At 59.6% G+C, this 15412-nt stretch carries 9 protein-coding genes; 4 read left to right on the top strand and 5 right to left on the bottom strand.

The window, feature by feature from the left end; genetic code table 11:
* Nucleotides 1-24 precede the first annotated feature (24 nt).
* From HDE75_RS25380 to HDE75_RS25360, 5 genes are all read right to left on the bottom strand, one after another.
* Nucleotides 25-4725 carry a glutamate synthase-related protein gene (locus HDE75_RS25380; protein WP_183682514.1) on the bottom strand — a complete coding sequence of 1567 codons (4701 nt, stop codon included), beginning with the start codon at nt 4723-4725 and terminating at the stop codon, nt 25-27.
* 183 nt (nt 4726-4908) lie between these two features.
* A complete protein-coding gene (locus tag HDE75_RS25375) occupies nt 4909-5616 on the bottom strand; it encodes a transposase (RefSeq protein ID WP_183682511.1) in 708 nt (235 codons plus the stop codon).
* Nucleotides 5617-5761: 145 nt separating this feature from the next.
* Entirely contained in the window at nt 5762-6442 is a 681-nt protein-coding gene (locus HDE75_RS25370; protein WP_183682508.1) for a response regulator transcription factor, read from the bottom strand.
* Between the two features lie 83 nt (nt 6443-6525).
* Nucleotides 6526-7716, bottom strand: a complete 1191-nt coding sequence (locus HDE75_RS25365) for a PAS domain-containing sensor histidine kinase (protein ID WP_183682505.1) — start codon at nt 7714-7716, stop codon at nt 6526-6528.
* Nucleotides 7717-7767: 51 nt separating this feature from the next.
* Complete coding sequence (locus HDE75_RS25360) at nt 7768-10869, bottom strand: DEAD/DEAH box helicase (RefSeq protein WP_183682502.1); 3102 nt, start codon at nt 10867-10869, stop codon at nt 7768-7770.
* Between the two features lie 382 nt (nt 10870-11251).
* Here HDE75_RS25360 and HDE75_RS25355 point away from each other — a divergent pair, with 382 nt between their 5' ends.
* The 4 genes from HDE75_RS25355 to HDE75_RS25340 all read left to right on the top strand — a co-directional run bounded on the left by HDE75_RS25355 (nt 11252) and on the right by HDE75_RS25340 (nt 15107).
* On the top strand, nt 11252-13600 hold the full coding sequence (locus HDE75_RS25355; protein ID WP_183682500.1) for a Tex family protein: 2349 nt from the start codon (nt 11252-11254) through the stop codon (nt 13598-13600).
* A gap of 3 nt (nt 13601-13603) precedes the next feature.
* Entirely contained in the window at nt 13604-14080 is a 477-nt protein-coding gene (locus tag HDE75_RS25350; RefSeq protein WP_183682497.1) for a GNAT family N-acetyltransferase, read from the top strand.
* A 108-nt stretch (nt 14081-14188) separates the two neighbouring features.
* Nucleotides 14189-14500: a Grx4 family monothiol glutaredoxin gene (gene grxD, locus HDE75_RS25345; protein WP_183682494.1), complete on the top strand. Its 312-nt coding sequence runs from the start codon at nt 14189-14191 to the stop codon at nt 14498-14500.
* Nucleotides 14493-15107 (top strand): UbiX family flavin prenyltransferase, encoded by a 615-nt coding sequence (locus tag HDE75_RS25340; RefSeq protein WP_183682491.1) that lies wholly within the window; start codon nt 14493-14495, stop codon nt 15105-15107. Before grxD ends, HDE75_RS25340 begins: the two co-directional genes overlap by 8 nt.
* The last annotated feature ends 305 nt before the right edge of the window (nt 15108-15412 follow it).

Genomic DNA, 15412 nt, shown 5'->3' with positions numbered 1-15412 from the left:
TCCCGGTCATAGTGTTAGGCTGGCTCAGGCAGCGACGGCTTCGACTTCCATGGCGGCGTCGGCCGCCATTTCGATCAGTGCGCGCTTGTATTCGTTCGGGAAGACCTTGACGAACTTGGCGCGTGCCGTGGCCCAGTCATCGAGCAGGAAACGGGCGCGGGTACTGCCCGTATGCTTGAAGTGGCGCTCGATCAAACGCTTCAGTATCACTTCGTCGGCTTCCGGCAAGCCGTCGCGGTGCTGGGTATGCCAGGCGTCGCGGTCGACCTGCTGTTCAGACGCGCTGACCACCTTGTCCAGGCTGACCATGGCTGTGTTGCACTTGCTGGCAAATTCGCCGGCCGGGTCATACACATAGGCGATGCCGCCCGACATGCCGGCCGCAAAGTTGCGGCCCGTAGCGCCCAGCACCACCACCGTGCCGCCCGTCATGTATTCGCAGCCATGGTCGCCCAGGCCCTCGACCACCGTGGTGGCGCCCGAGTTGCGCACGGCAAAGCGTTCACCGGCCACGCCATTGAAGAAGGCTTCACCGGCAATTGCGCCATACAGCACCGTGTTGCCGATGATGATGTTGTCCACCGCCCAGCCACGGAATTCCGTATTCGGGCGCACGATGATGCGGCCGCCCGATAAACCTTTACCCACGTAATCGTTGCCTTCGCCCACCAGGTCGATCGTGATGCCGTGCGCCAGGAAAGCGCAGGCCGACTGGCCTGCCGTGCCTTGCAGCTGGATGTGAATCGTGTCATCCGGCAAGCCGGCATGGCCATATTTCTTCGCCACTTCACCGGACAGCATGGTGCCTACCGTGCGGTTCAGGTTGCGCACCGGCGAAATGAACGAAACGCGCTCGCCCTTTTCCAGCGCCGCGCGCGCCTGCGCGATCAGCTTGTGATCCAGCGCTTTTTCCAGCGCATGGTCCTGGTTTTCCACGTGGCGACAGGACTGGCCATCTTGCGTTTCCGGCTTGTGGAAGATGGCCGAGAAATCCAGGCCCTGCGCCTTCCAGTGCGAAATCGCCTTCGATTTATCCAGCAGGTCGACGCGGCCGATCAGCTCGTCATAAGTGCGGATGCCCAGCTGCGCCATCAATTGACGGGCTTCTTCGGCAACGAAGAAGAAGTAATTGACGACATACTCGGGTTTGCCCGAGAACTTGGCGCGCAGCACCGGGTCTTGCGTGGCCACACCGACCGGGCAGGTATTCAAATGACATTTGCGCATCATGATGCAGCCTTCGACCACCAGCGGCGCCGTGGCGAAACCGATTTCATCGGCGCCCAGCAAGGCGGCAATCACCACGTCGCGGCCGGTTTTCATCTGGCCATCGGCTTGCACGCGGATGCGGCTGCGCAAGCCGTTCAACACCAGCGTTTGCTGGGTTTCGGCCAGGCCCAGTTCCCACGGCGTGCCCGCATGCTTCACCGACGACAGCGGCGACGCACCCGTGCCGCCATCGTGGCCAGCGACCACCACGTGGTCGGCCTTGGCCTTGGTAACGCCGGCAGCCACCGTGCCGATCCCCACTTCCGACACCAGTTTCACGGAAATCGAGGCGCGCGGATTGGCGTTTTTCAAGTCATGGATCAGCTGCGCCAGATCTTCGATCGAATAAATATCATGGTGCGGCGGCGGCGAAATCAAGCCCACGCCCGGCACGGAAAAGCGCAGGCTGGCGATGTATTCCGACACCTTATGGCCAGGCAACTGACCGCCTTCGCCCGGTTTTGCACCCTGCGCCATCTTGATCTGGATCTGGTCAGCCGAATTCAGGTAAGCGGCCGTGACGCCAAAACGGCCCGACGCCACTTGCTTGATGCGCGAACGCATGGAATCGCCTTCCTGCAGCGGGATGTCGACCACGATCTGTTCGGCGCCCACTACCGAGGCCATGGTGTCGCCCTGGCGGATAGGGATGCCCTTCAATTCCTGCGTATAGCGGTTCGGATCTTCGCCGCCCTCGCCCGTATTCGACTTGCCGCCGATGCGGTTCATCGCCACGGCCAGGGTCGCGTGCGCTTCCGTGCTGATCGAGCCCAGCGACATTGCGCCGGTCGCAAAACGCTTGACGATTTCCTTGGCCGGTTCCACTTCATCGAGCGGGATCGCCTTGGTCGGGTCGAGCTTGAATTCGAACAGGCCGCGCAAGGTCAGATGACGGCGGCTCTGGTCATTGATGATTTGCGCGTACTCTTTATAGCTGGAGAAATTATTGCTGCGCGTGGAGTGCTGCAACTTGGCAATCGCGTCCGGCGTCCACATATGGTCTTCGCCGCGCACGCGGAACGCGTATTCGCCGCCCGCGTCGAGCTTGTCGGCCAACAAGGGATCGTTGCCGAAGGCCAGGTTGTGCAAACGCAGCGCTTCTTCCGCCACTTCAAATACGCCGATGCCTTCCACGTTCGACGCCGTGCCCTTGAAGTATTTGTCGACCAGCGACTTGTTCAAGCCGATCGCTTCAAAGATTTGCGCACCGCAATACGACATATACGTCGAGATGCCCATCTTCGACATCACCTTCATCAAGCCCTTGCCGACGGCCTTGGTGTAGTTATAGATGGCTTTGTCGCCAGACAAATCGCCCGGTAAACCATGCGCCAGCTCGACCAGGGTTTCCATCGCCAGGTACGGGTGGACGGCTTCCGCACCATAGCCTGCCAGCAAGGCGAAGTGATGCGTCTCGCGCGCCGAGCCCGTTTCCACCACCAAGCCGGTAGAGGCGCGCAAGCCCTTGCTGACCAGGTGCTGATGCACGGTCGATGTCGCCAGTAGCGCGGGGATCGCCACCTGATCGGCGCAGATGGCACGATCCGAAACAATCAAAATGTTGTGGCCGGATTTCACGGCATCGACCGCCTCGGCACACAGCGAGGCCAGGCAGGCTTCCACGCCTTCCTTGCCCCAGGCCAATGGATAGCAGATATCGAGTTCATACGACTTGAACTTGCCGCCCGTATGCGCGCTGATATTGCGCAAACGCGTCATGTCATCAAAACCCAGGACCGGCTGCGACACTTCCAGGCGCATCGGCGGATTGACGTTATTCGTGTCGAGCAAGTTCGGTTTCGGTCCGATAAACGACACCAGCGACATCACCATCGCTTCGCGGATCGGGTCGATCGGCGGATTGGTCACTTGCGCAAATAATTGCTTGAAGTAATTGTAGAGCGGCTTGAGCTTGTTCGACATGACGGCCAGCGGCGAGTCATTGCCCATCGAACCGGTGGCCTCTTCGCCGGCCACGGCCATCGGCGCCATCAGGAATTTCAAGTCTTCCTGGGTGTAGCCAAACGCTTGCTGGCGGTCCAGCAAGGACGGCTGGGCTTTTTCGCCTTGCGCAGGCGCGTGCCTGACCTGGCCATCGAGCAGCTTGATCGCGTCGAGCTTGATGCGCACCGAGTTGATCCACGCCTTGTATGGCTTGGCGTTGGCGTAGGTATTCTTCAATTCCTGGTCGTCGATGATGCGGCCCGCTTCCAGGTCGATCAGGAACATCTTGCCAGGCTGCAAGCGCCATTTCTGGATGATTTTCGATTCCGGGATCGGCAGCACGCCCGATTCCGAGGCCATCACGACAAGGTCATCGTCGGTGACGATGTAGCGCGCCGGGCGCAAGCCATTGCGGTCCAGCGTGCCGCCGATATGGCGGCCATCGGTAAACGCCATGGCGGCCGGGCCGTCCCACGGCTCCATCATGGCGGCATGGTATTCATAGAAGGCACGGCGGTTGTCATCCATGGTCGTGTGGTTTTCCCACGCTTCCGGGATCATCATCATCATCGCCTGGGCGATCGGATAGCCGGCCATCAGCAGCAATTCCAGCGCATTGTCGAAACACGCCGTGTCGGACTGGCCTTCATAAATCAGTGGAAACAGCTTTTGCAAGTCTTCGCCCAGCACGGCCGACTTCATCACGCCTTCGCGCGCGCGCATCCAGTTGAAATTGCCTTTCACCGTGTTGATCTCGCCATTGTGCGCGATCAAACGATACGGGTGGGCCAGCGGCCATTCCGGGAAAGTATTGGTCGAGAAACGCTGATGCACCAGCGCCAGCGCCGAGATGCAACGCGCATCCTGCAAGTCCTTGTAGTACACGCCCACCTGGTCGGCCAGCAGCAAGCCCTTGTAGACGATGGTGCGCGCCGACATCGACGGCACGAAAAATTCCTTGCCATGCAGCAGTTTGAGCGCCTGGATGGCGTGGCCCGACGATTTACGGATCACATACAGTTTGCGCTCGAGCGCATCGGTCACCATGATGTCCGGGCCACGGCCGATAAAAATCTGACGGATCACGGGTTCCTTGGCGCGCACGGTGGGCGACATCGGCATCTCGGTATCGATGGGCACGTTGCGCCAGCCCAGCACGACCTGGCCTTCGATACGCACGGCGCGCTCGATTTCCTGTTCGCAGGCAATGCGCGAAGCGTTTTCTTTCGGCAAAAAGACCATGCCCACGCCATATTCGCCAGGCGGCGGCAATTCCACGCCCTGCTTGGCCATTTCTTCGCGGTAGTACTGGTCTGGAATCTGGATCAGGATGCCGGCGCCATCGCCCATCAGCGCATCGGCGCCCACGGCACCCCGGTGATCGAGATTTTTCAGGATTAGCAAACCCTGTTCGACGATCGAATGGGTCTTGTTGCCCTTGATATGGGCGACGAAACCGACGCCGCAGGCATCGTGTTCATTGGCTGGGTCGTACAGGCCTTGCGCTTTCATGGGCTTCTCCGCTGCATATGACTATCGAAAAACTAGAGTAGTGCAATGCAATAAAAAACTCAACTGAAAAAATTAGGGTCGGAGTCGAATTAAATTTCATTTTGTCGCCCATAAAATTAAATGGGGACATAGTAAAAGCAATCTTGATTCAATTCTGAAAACTGCCTGTATTTTGCTAAAAAGTTATTGCTCGACCGTCTCGCTGACGATTTTGCGCGGCCGGCCCCGCTTGGCGGGCAGCACTTGCCGCTTCATCTTGAGTTCCAGCGCTTGCTTGAACGCCTCGGAACCCAGCGGCCAGCCTTTCAATACGGCCTGCTCCACCGTCTTGACCTGGCTGCTGCCCAGACCCTGCTCAAACAGACGCAGATAAGCGGCTTCGCGGTCGAACGGCGTGTTGCCCAGCGCCCAGTACAGCGCATGATCGGTAATCAAGGCATCGGGACGGAAACCCGCGTGGTGGGCATAGCTGGACCAGCTGTACTCAAACGGCTGGGCGGCCAGGCCCGCTTGCACGGGAACGAATTCCAGGTAACGGCAGCAGAGCAGGAAGAAATTGTCGGCGTCGATGACGGACGTTTTGTAGCGCCCTTGCCACAAGCTGCCTTCGCGGCTGTATTTTTGATTGAAATAAGGCACGTAATAGCGTCCCAGCCATTGCATCAACTGTCCGAGCCCCGTGCTATCTGCTGGGGTGGCCAGAAAATGTAGTTGATCAGGCAACAAAATGTAGGCGTGAATGGCGACTTTGAACATTTTTGCCCCGCTTTTCAGCCAGGATAAAAATTGCGCATAATCGTCGGCATCCTGGAACACCGGCTGGCGGTTGGCGCCGCGCTGTATCACGTAATGGGGGAGATTGGGGATAATCAGACGGGGCAGACGGGCCATGGTGATGTGCGTAAAAAGAGGGCTCAGCCTTGATTTTACACACAATACCATGCAGGGCATGACTCTGACCCCAATTTATTTTTCAGGCCAGAAAATCCGCCTGACTCTGTCCCTTTTTAGCATGCCATCGCTATGGGACAGACTTTCAAGACAGATTAAAGCTGGCCGACAGGCTGTAACCCTCGCCGTAGGCGCTACGCAGCGGTAAATCCTGGCCCAGGCCCGTCTTGGCTTTCTTGCGCAGGCGATACACCAGCATGTCTACGCGGCGGCCGGCATCGGGATCTTCACCGCCCATGCCGGCCACGATGACGTCGCGTGGCACGGGGCGGGTGTTGATCGTCAGCAGGTGCAGGAAGTTGAATTCCTTTTCCGTCAGGGCGATCACCGAGCCCATCAGCTCAAGTTGGCGAGCACTTACTTTCAAGGTCCACTTGTTAGGCTCTGGCGCAGGGTCTTGCGGACCGACACGGCGGTCCAGCGCCTCAATGTGCGCGGCCAGTTCAGGGAATTTGATCGGCTTGGTCAGATAATGGTCGGCCCCCAGGCGCAAGCCCAGGATGCGGCTGTCAAACGCCACGCGGCCCGTCAACACCAGCACGCCGATCTGTGGATACAGCTGGCGCATGCGGGGGATGACATTGAAACCATCTTCATCAGGCAGGCCCAGGTCGAGCACTACCACGTCAATATTGCCATGACTCAAGGCCGTCCACATACCGCCAGCCGAGCTGGTGATATGGACTTCATGTTCGAGCTCCACCAGGAACTCCGCCATGTCTTCAGCGTAGTCCAGGTTGTCTTCGACGATCAGTATTTTCGTCATTGCTACGCCATTCTTCCGTTAGTGGAACATCGTGGGCAAACCTGCCAAACACTCCTGCATCCATGATGGACGGCCTAATAGGTTTACGTCAAGGAATTATCATGGCTGACTACAGCTGAAGCAAGGCTTTTCCCCGTATCAACAGGTATCGGCAGCCAAATCCGGAAAATCGCGCCCCCGTCAGGGCGATTACGGAGCTGTAAACTGCCGCCATGCACCTCGACCACGGCGCGCGCCATGTACAAGCCCAGGCCCGCGCCCGCATGACTACCCGCATGGATACCACGGAACCCTTTTTCAAACACGCGGCCCATCTCATCGTCAAGCACGCCAGGTCCCTGGTCGCTGACGGACAAGGCCACGCCACCTTCAGGCGCCAGCCGCCCTTCCAGCACAATCGGACTACCAGCCGGACTGAACTTGACGGCGTTGTCCAGCAAGATCTTTAAACATAGCGCCATGCCTTGCACATCGCAGCGCAAGTGCGGCGGCAAGTCTTCATCGAGCTGCAGCTGTACCGGATGGCTAGCCGGCACGGTAGCGGCCGCCTGTTGCAGCAAGGCCAGCGGCGCGATGCCGTTCGCCGTTTTTTCACGGCCAATGGCGGCCATGCGCTCGGGCGACAGATAATCGTTGATCATGGCCAGCAAGCGGTCCACGGCCGTCTGGATCTTCACGTAACGCTTGCGGGTGCCCTCATCAACGCCAGCCGCACCAGCCGTCGCCACCAAACGCTGGATGGCGCCATCGATGGTGGCCAGCGGCGTGCGGAATTCATGCGACAGCATCGATGCAAAGCGCTTCTGCTGTTGCTCGTGCTCGGCCTCCTGTGCCTGGGCCTGCGTCACGTCGCGCGCCACGCCCACCAGCGAGATGGGCTGGCCGGCCGCATCGAGCACGAGTGTCGAGGTCACTTCCAGCGCCAGCATCTGGCCATCGCGATGCGGCAGTTCCACTTCGCGCAGCAAGCTCAAACGGCTGGTATCGCCATCGCGCCAGCGCTGCAAGCGGACTGGCACGTCCGCCGCCAGGCGCACCGCGTGTTCCTGCAGCGCCGGCAAGTCATGCCCGCTCAGGCGCTGCGCGGCCGGGCTCACATAACGCAGCTCCAGGGTGGCGCAGTCCAGCAGCCAGAGCGCATCGAGGCTGTGCTCAGCCAGTTGGCGAAACATGGCCTCGCCAGCCCGCGCACGCAACAAGGCGCGGCGCAATTGCACGAAACGCAGCGCCATCAGGATGACGCCGGCGAGCAGCAATAAAAGAAAAGGCAGCATGCTGTAGACCTGGCAAGATTGAAATGCCAAGTATAGAGCGCTGCGCAGCGTTTAATCTTCCAGCGGTGCAAAAATTTGCTGCAAGTCTTCCTGCGTCAGGGCCATTTTTTGCGATTCGCCTTCGACCAGGATCGATTGGGCCAATTCCGCTTTCTTTTGCTGCAGCAGCTGGATTTTTTCTTCCAGGGTGCCCTTGGCGATCAGTTTATACACAAACACGGGCTTGTCCTGACCAATACGCCAGGCGCGGTCAGTCGCCTGGTTTTCCGCGGCCGGATTCCACCACGGGTCATAATGGATGACCGTGTCAGCCGCCGTCAGGTTCAAGCCCACGCCACCGGCCTTGAGGCTGATCAAGAAGATTGGTACGGCGCCCTGCTGGAAGGCTGCCACTTGCGCGCTGCGGTCTTTGGTTTCCCCCGTCAGCAAGGCATACGGGATGTCGCGCGATTCCAGTTCTTCCTCGATCAATTCCAGCATGCTGGTAAATTGCGAGAACACCAGGATCTTGCGGCCTTCATCAAGCAAGTCTTCCACCATCTGCATCAGATCGAGCAGCTTGGCCGAACCGGCCGACTGCTTTTTCGCCGGCAAGGATTTCACCAGGCGCGGGTCGCAGCAGACCTGGCGCAATTTCAGCAACGCTTCCAGGATCACAATCTGGCTGCGCGCCACGCCCTTCTTGTCGATTTCCTCGCGCACTTTCTGGTCCATCGCCAAGCGCACGGTCTCGTACAGGTCGCGCTGCGGCCCCGTCAATTCCACCTTGCGTACCATTTCCGTTTTCGGCGGCAATTCCTTGGCCACGTTGTCCTTGGTACGGCGCAACAGGAAAGGCTTGATGCGTCGGTTCAACAGCATGCGGCGCAACGGATCGTCCTGACGCTCGATCGGATGGCGGAATTGCGTGTTGAACGTCTTTTCATCGCCCAGCAAGCCCGGCAGCAGGAAGTGGAATTGCGACCACAATTCGCCCAGGTGATTTTCCAGCGGCGTGCCGGACAGGCACAGACGGTGGCGCGCGCGCAGCAGGCCCGCGCTTTGCGCCGCCTTGCTGCGGGTATTCTTGATGTAATGCGATTCGTCGAGAATCACCAGGTGGAAATCGTGTTCGCGCAGGATTTCCTCGTCGCGCGGCAACAAGGCATACGTCGTCAGCACCAGGTCGCACGAGTCTATCTGGTCGAACTGCTGGGCGCGGTCCTTGCCTTGCAGCAGCAATACCTTCAGGGAAGGCGCGAACTTGGCCGCTTCATCCTGCCAGTTGCCCATCAAACTGGTCGGCGCGATCACCAGCGCCGGATGCGTCAGCCGTCCCGCTTCTTTCTCCACCAATATATGCGCCAGCGTTTGCACGGTCTTGCCGAGACCCATATCATCGGCCAAAATCCCCGCCAGGTCGTGGTCGCGCAGGAATTGCATCCACGCCAGCCCATCGGCCTGGTAATCGCGCAAAGTCGCCTGCAAGCCGGCGGGCGCCGGCACTTTTTGCACGGAACCGAACTGGCTCAGCTTGCGGCCCATGGCGCGCAATTGTTCGCCACCCGTCCACTGCATTTCCAGGCCGCGCGCCAGCTCTTCCAGGCGCGCCGCATCGAGCGTCGACATGCGCACGGCATGCTTGATCTTGTCGCTGAAATATAGCTCGCCCAGGGTATTTAAAATCGGCCGCACTCTTCCCCATGGCAAGGCGACGCGGGTGCCACCGGGCAAGGTGGCCAGCATTTGGTCGTCTTCGCCATGCGCTTCGATGGTTTTCGGATTGAAATCATTGGGCGCATTGCGTATCAGTTGCACCAGCACCGGCAGCAGTGGCACGCGCTCATGGTCGACCACGATGCCCAGTTCCAGCTCAAACCAGGCATTGCCACTGTCCGGGTCCTGGTCGTCGATCTCGGCATACCAGTCATCGACTTCGCTCACGTCATAACGGTACTTGGCCGTTTTTTCGACGATCCAGCCCTGCGCTTGCAACTGTTCAATGCCGGCCTCGGCAAAGCGCAGCCATTCCGCCTGGCTGGGCAGCAGCAGGGCGCCCTTCAAGCCGCTCAGCGGGGCCGAGCCGGGCTTCTTGAATTGCAGGCCCGCCAGGGTCGCCAACGCGCGCGCCTCGTCGGCCGTATTGCGCTGGATAATTTCTGTCACATCGCCGATCTGGCGCACCACGCGCTGGGCCGGGTCGAACGAGACGCGCTCGCCATCGTAGTCGTAGGACAGCACGGCAAAGTCATGCCAGCGCTGCAAACTGCCGTCGGCCAGCATGGCGCTATCGAGCAGCAGTACCGGTTGCGCGGGCACATCCTTGCGCAAGCGTTGCGGCAACGGTTGCGGCAGCGGCATCAAATGCTGCAAGCCTTGCGCCAGCAGCAATTGCGATACGCGCACCTTGTCGTTCGCGTTCAGCGGCGGCGCCTGCGCCACCAGCGCCTGCAGGTCGGCCAGCGAAATTTCGGAACCGCCCTGGTTCAATTCCAGGACGCCGCACGACAGGTTATCGATATACCACGGCGGATCGGTCGGCAGCATGTAGTCGATCTGGTCGGCGCCATGGTGTTTCACGCCTTCCGGCGGGTCAACTTGCCAGCCCAGGCGCATGGTCTTGCCCTCGTCGCGCCAGAACAGCCGCGCCGGACGGACCGGACCTTCCTTCAGCGGATACACGAGGCCATTGCCCACATCGGCCCAGGAATTGGCCCACAACAGCTTGTCTTGTTCGGCCAGCATTTTCAGCAGGGCCGCACCGACCTTGCCTTTCGGCTCCGTGGCGCTACCCGTCTGCGAATTCTGTCCGCTGCGCATGGCAACGAAGAAACGCACCAGGTCTTCATCGGCCGGTGTCAGAAAGGAGGGCGGCGCCGACAGCAAGGAGAAAATTTCGCTGATGGGACTGGCCGCCGCCACATCGCCATTCGGCCGCAGCCGCGCCTTGTACAGGCACAGCGCCACATGGCGGCCTCCGCTGGTGGGCGCCAGCACATAAATCAAGCGATGCTGGTTCAGCTTGGCGTCGGGCTCGACCACATTGAGCACAGCCTTCGGATGCGCGGCCGCCTCCACCCGTTGCAGCCAGGTGGCGATGGCGTACGGCAAAGGCGCTCCCGGCGCGGCCGGGGCAACTGGGGTTTCACTGGTTTCGTCGCGGGTAAAATCCATGGGGCGCATGAGTGTGTAAAGGTCGTATCCAAATCGGCAACAGGCGATATTATCCGCCATACACGCGCCGCTGGCTTGATTCGCACACACTGTTTAGGCAGTTTTCCTGTGCGATGCTTAAAAAATAAGTATTTAATGCCACACTTCCGCCATGTCAGGGCCAAAATTGGCATAAAAACGGCGGTATCGGCATATGCCATGCGCCTCGCCCTGTCTGGCCACTGCCATAAAAATGATTCATTCAGGAAATAAATCAAGCTTTTTGGCAATTCTTCCGATAGCCGATGGCCACGGCGGTAACGCACAGTCCATTTGCACTGTCAAGATTGCGCAATCGCGCCGATTGCGTATCATTCCAGGCTTGATCGCTTTGGAAACAACCATGCTGCCCACTATCGAACAACGTCTTGCCCTTGAACTTGCCGCCAAACCGGTGCAGGTTGCCGCCGCCATCGAACTGCTCGATGAAGGCGCAACCGTGCCCTTTATCGCCCGTTACCGCAAGGAAGCGACCGGCGGCCTCGACGATATCCAGTTGCGCCTGCTCGAAGAACGCCTGCGCTACCTGCGCGAACTGGAAGAGCGGCGCGCCGCCATCGTGGCCTCGATCACCGAACAGAACAAGATGACGCCAGAGCTGTTAGATGCCGTCATGCATGCAGAAGACAAGACGCGCCTGGAAGATTTGTACTTGCCGTACAAACAGAAACGCCGCACCAAGGCGCAAATCGCCATCGAAGCAGGCTTGATGCCGCTGGCCGACGGCTTGCTGGAGAACCCGGAACTGACGCCGGAAATGGAAGCGGGCAAATTCCTGCGCGAAGCGTTTACTAGTGCCGACGGCAACAATCCTGGCGTAGCCGACACCAAGGCGGCGCTGGACGGCGCACGCCAGATCCTGATGGAGCGTTTTGCCGAAGACGCGACCCTGCTGCAAACCTTGCGCGTCTACGTGCAGGAACACGGCGTGGTCGAATCGAAAGTGGTGGAAGGCAAGCAGGATGAAGGCGAAAAATTCGCCGATTATTTCGATTACTCGGAAACCATTTCGACCGTGCCATCGCATCGCGCTTTGGCGCTGCTGCGCGGCCGCCGCGAAGGCATCCTCGACGTGACCCTGCGCCTGGATACGGAAGCGGAAAAGCCGAAGTGGGATGCGCCGCACAACCCGTGCGAAGGCCGCATCGCCGCCCGTTTCGGCATCAAGCAACTGGGCCGCCCGGCCGATAAATGGCTGGCTGACACGGCCCGCTGGACCTGGCGCGTAAAAAGCTTCATGCATCTGGAAACAGAATTGATGGGCGCGCTGCGCGAACGCTCGGAGCTGGACGCCATCAATGTCTTCGCCACCAACCTGAAAGCACTGCTGCTGGCAGCGCCAGCAGGCCAGCGCGCCACCATGGGCCTGGACCCCGGCCTGCGCACGGGCGTCAAGGTTGCCGTAGTCGACGCCACCGGTAAAGTGGTCGACACGGCCGTGATTTATCCGCACCAGCCGAAAAATGACTGGGATGGTTCGCTGCATACCCTGGGCCGCCTGGCTGCCAAGCACAATGTTTCCCTGATTTCCATCGGCAACGGCACCGCCTCGCGCGAAACCGACAAGCTGGCGCAGGATTTGATCAAGCAGCACCCGGAAGCGAAGATGACGAAAATTGTCGTCTCGGAAGCGGGCGCGTCGGTGTACTCGGCGTCCGAGTTCGCCTCGAAAGAATTGCCGGATATGGATGTGTCCCTGCGCGGCGCCGTGTCGATCGCACGCCGCCTGCAAGATCCGCTGGCCGAACTGGTAAAAATCGATCCGAAATCGATCGGCGTGGGCCAGTACCAGCATGATGTGAGCCAAAGCCAGCTGGCACGTTCGCTCGATGCGGTGGTAGAAGATTGCGTGAACGCCGTGGGCGTGGATGTGAATACAGCGTCGGCGCCGCTGCTGGCGCGCGTGTCCGGCCTTTCGGCCAGCGTGGCGCAAAGCATCGTTACTTACCGCGACATGAAGGGTGCGTTCACTTCACGGGCGTCCCTGAAAGCCGTGCCGCGCCTGGGTGATAAAACGTTTGAACAGGCGGCCGGCTTCCTGCGCGTGATGGGCGGTGAAAATCCGCTGGACGCCTCGGCGGTTCACCCGGAATCGTATCCGCTAGTGGAAAAAATCCTGGCCGACATCAAGAAAGATATCAAGGCTGTCATCGGTGAAACGGCGCTGCTGAAAACCCTGAGCCCGGCCAAGTATGCGGACGAGACATTCGGCGTGCCAACCATTTCCGACATCTTGAAGGAACTGGAAAAACCGGGGCGCGATCCGCGTCCGGAATTTACCACCGCCACCTTCAAGGAAGGCGTGGAAGAAATCCGCGACTTGCGTCCAGACATGATCCTCGAAGGCGTGGTCACCAACGTGGCTGCGTTTGGCGCTTTTGTCGATATCGGCGTGCACCAGGATGGCCTGGTACATATTTCGGCCCTGTCGAGCAACTTTGTGAAAGATCCGCACACGGTGGTCAAAGCGGGCCAGGTGGTGCGCGTGAAAGTGCTGGAAGTCGATGAAAAGCGCAAGCGTATCGCGCTGACCATGCGCCTGACCGATAGCGCGCCGCAAGCGGGCAGCAAACCGGAACAGCGTGGCGACCGCAACGACCGCCGCAGCATGGCCCAGCACCAGTCGCAATCGCGCAATGCGCCCGAACCGGCCGGCAGCATGGCCGCCGCCTTCGCCAAACTGCGTGGTTAAGCCATGGCCATTGCTCAGCAAGTGATCATCACGGCGGTGGATGCCGGTAGCGTCGAGGCGGAGCAGTTGCTGGATGACCTGTCGGACGCCTTGCTGAGCATCAATGGCGACAGCGGCCGCTCCTCGTTCGATGCAGAAGAGACACGGGGCGGACGCGGTGGTTTTTTTATCGCCAGCAATAGCGATGGAGACCTGCTGGGCTGCGCGGCCTTGCGGCCCTTGGGCGGCGATGGCAACAGCACCATCGGCGAACTCAAGCGTATGTATGCGCGCCCCGGCCAGGCTGGCGTGGGCGCGGCCTTGCTGGCCCATGTGGAAACCCAGGCGCGCCACCATGGTTATGTCCACCTCTGGCTGGCGACCCGCGTGGTCAATGCCCGGGCGATGGTCTTTTACCGCAAGCACGGCTACGCCGACATACTTGCTTATGGCAAATATGTGGGCGCCGCGCAATCTATTTGTTTGGGTAAAGTTTTATAGCACCGGCAACGTGGCCTGCTTTCCCCATTTGTGGGCCCGGCCCATACTCATGGCGTCGTTTTCTTATAAAATGACGCCATCTTATTTATTTCCCCATCAGAGGCAGCTATGAGCGACGTACAAACCTGGATCAAAGAAACCGTGACGAACACGCCCGTCGTGCTGTTCATGAAGGGCACGGCCCAATTTCCACAATGCGGCTTTTCGGGCCGCGCCATCCAGATCCTGAAAGCATGCGGCGTTGAAAACATCGCTACCGTTAACGTGCTGGATGACCCGGAAGTTCGCCAGGGCATCAAGGATTACTCGAACTGGCCTACCATTCCACAACTGTATGTCAAAGGCGAGTTCATCGGTGGTTCCGACATCATGAATGAAATGTTTGAGTCGGGCGAACTGAAATCCCTGTTGAATGCCTGATAGCCAACAGCCGCGCCGTATCGTTATTGCCATCACGGGCGCCACCGGCGCCGTGTATGGCTTACGGTTGCTACAATTGCTAGGCGCCATCCCCGGCGTCGAGACGCACCTCGTCTTGTCAGACGCGGCTGTATTGACCCTGCACCAGGAAACGGGCATGGCCCGCAAGGAAGTCGAAGCGCTGGCGCACGTGGTGCACAAGCTGCGCGATATCGGCGCGGCGATCGCCAGCGGCTCGTTCCAGTCGGATGGCATGGTGATCGCACCATGTTCGATGAAAACCCTGGCGGCCGTGGCCCATGGCTTGTCGGATAATCTGATCACACGGGCCGCCGACGTGGTGCTCAAGGAGCGCCGCCGGCTGGTATTGATGGTGCGCGAAACGCCGTTCAACCTGGCGCACTTGCGCAATATGACGGCCGTCACCGAAATGGGCGGCATCATCTTCCCGCCGCTTCCCAGTTTTTACCACCATCCGCAGAGCATAGCGGAAATGGTTGACCATACTGTGGCGCGTGTTATCGACCTGTTCGGCATCGAACATGGTCTGGCGCCGCGCTGGAATGGACTGAAGTCCAGCGCCAGCGACGGCGGTACTGCTCTTTAGTGCTAGCGGTTCAACGCTTTTCGAATTGAACTGCAGCTGCCTGCTTTAAATCCCTGGCTTCTTCAACCATCCTGCGGTGGGCTATCCGTTTGCGCATGACTTCCGCATGTTGCGCGGCAGTCATGGGCGGTACGGTCATCAAGTCTTTCAGCTGCGCGGTATTGCTGTAGTTACTTTTCATAAGACGGCTCAAATGCTCGGCTCCGTGGTGGATGACAACTGGCTGTTTCTGATGTGATTATGAGCTAGTATTTGCCACTGCGCTGACTGTTACAGGATTATCATCAAGAAATCCGGTTGCAGCG

It is taken from the genome of Janthinobacterium silvisoli (assembly GCF_014200725.1).
Classification (GTDB): domain Bacteria; phylum Pseudomonadota; class Gammaproteobacteria; order Burkholderiales; family Burkholderiaceae_D; genus Janthinobacterium.
This window is presented reverse-complemented; position numbering and strand designations above follow the sequence as displayed.

Excerpts from the sequence above, each read along its gene's own strand:
- HDE75_RS25380 (WP_183682514.1), bottom strand. The coding sequence starts at position 4,725 with ATGAAAGCGCAAGGCCTGTACGACCCAGCCAATGAACACGATGCCTGC.
- HDE75_RS25375 (WP_183682511.1), bottom strand. The coding sequence starts at position 5,616 with ATGGCCCGTCTGCCCCGTCTGATTATCCCCAATCTCCCCCATTACGTG.
- HDE75_RS25370 (WP_183682508.1), bottom strand. The coding sequence starts at position 6,442 with ATGACGAAAATACTGATCGTCGAAGACAACCTGGACTACGCTGAAGAC.
- HDE75_RS25365 (WP_183682505.1), bottom strand. The coding sequence starts at position 7,716 with ATGCTGCCTTTTCTTTTATTGCTGCTCGCCGGCGTCATCCTGATGGCG.
- HDE75_RS25360 (WP_183682502.1), bottom strand. The coding sequence starts at position 10,869 with ATGGATTTTACCCGCGACGAAACCAGTGAAACCCCAGTTGCCCCGGCC.
- HDE75_RS25355 (WP_183682500.1), top strand. The coding sequence starts at position 11,252 with ATGCTGCCCACTATCGAACAACGTCTTGCCCTTGAACTTGCCGCCAAA.
- HDE75_RS25350 (WP_183682497.1), top strand. The coding sequence starts at position 13,604 with ATGGCCATTGCTCAGCAAGTGATCATCACGGCGGTGGATGCCGGTAGC.
- grxD (WP_183682494.1), top strand. The coding sequence starts at position 14,189 with ATGAGCGACGTACAAACCTGGATCAAAGAAACCGTGACGAACACGCCC.
- HDE75_RS25340 (WP_183682491.1), top strand. The coding sequence starts at position 14,493 with ATGCCTGATAGCCAACAGCCGCGCCGTATCGTTATTGCCATCACGGGC.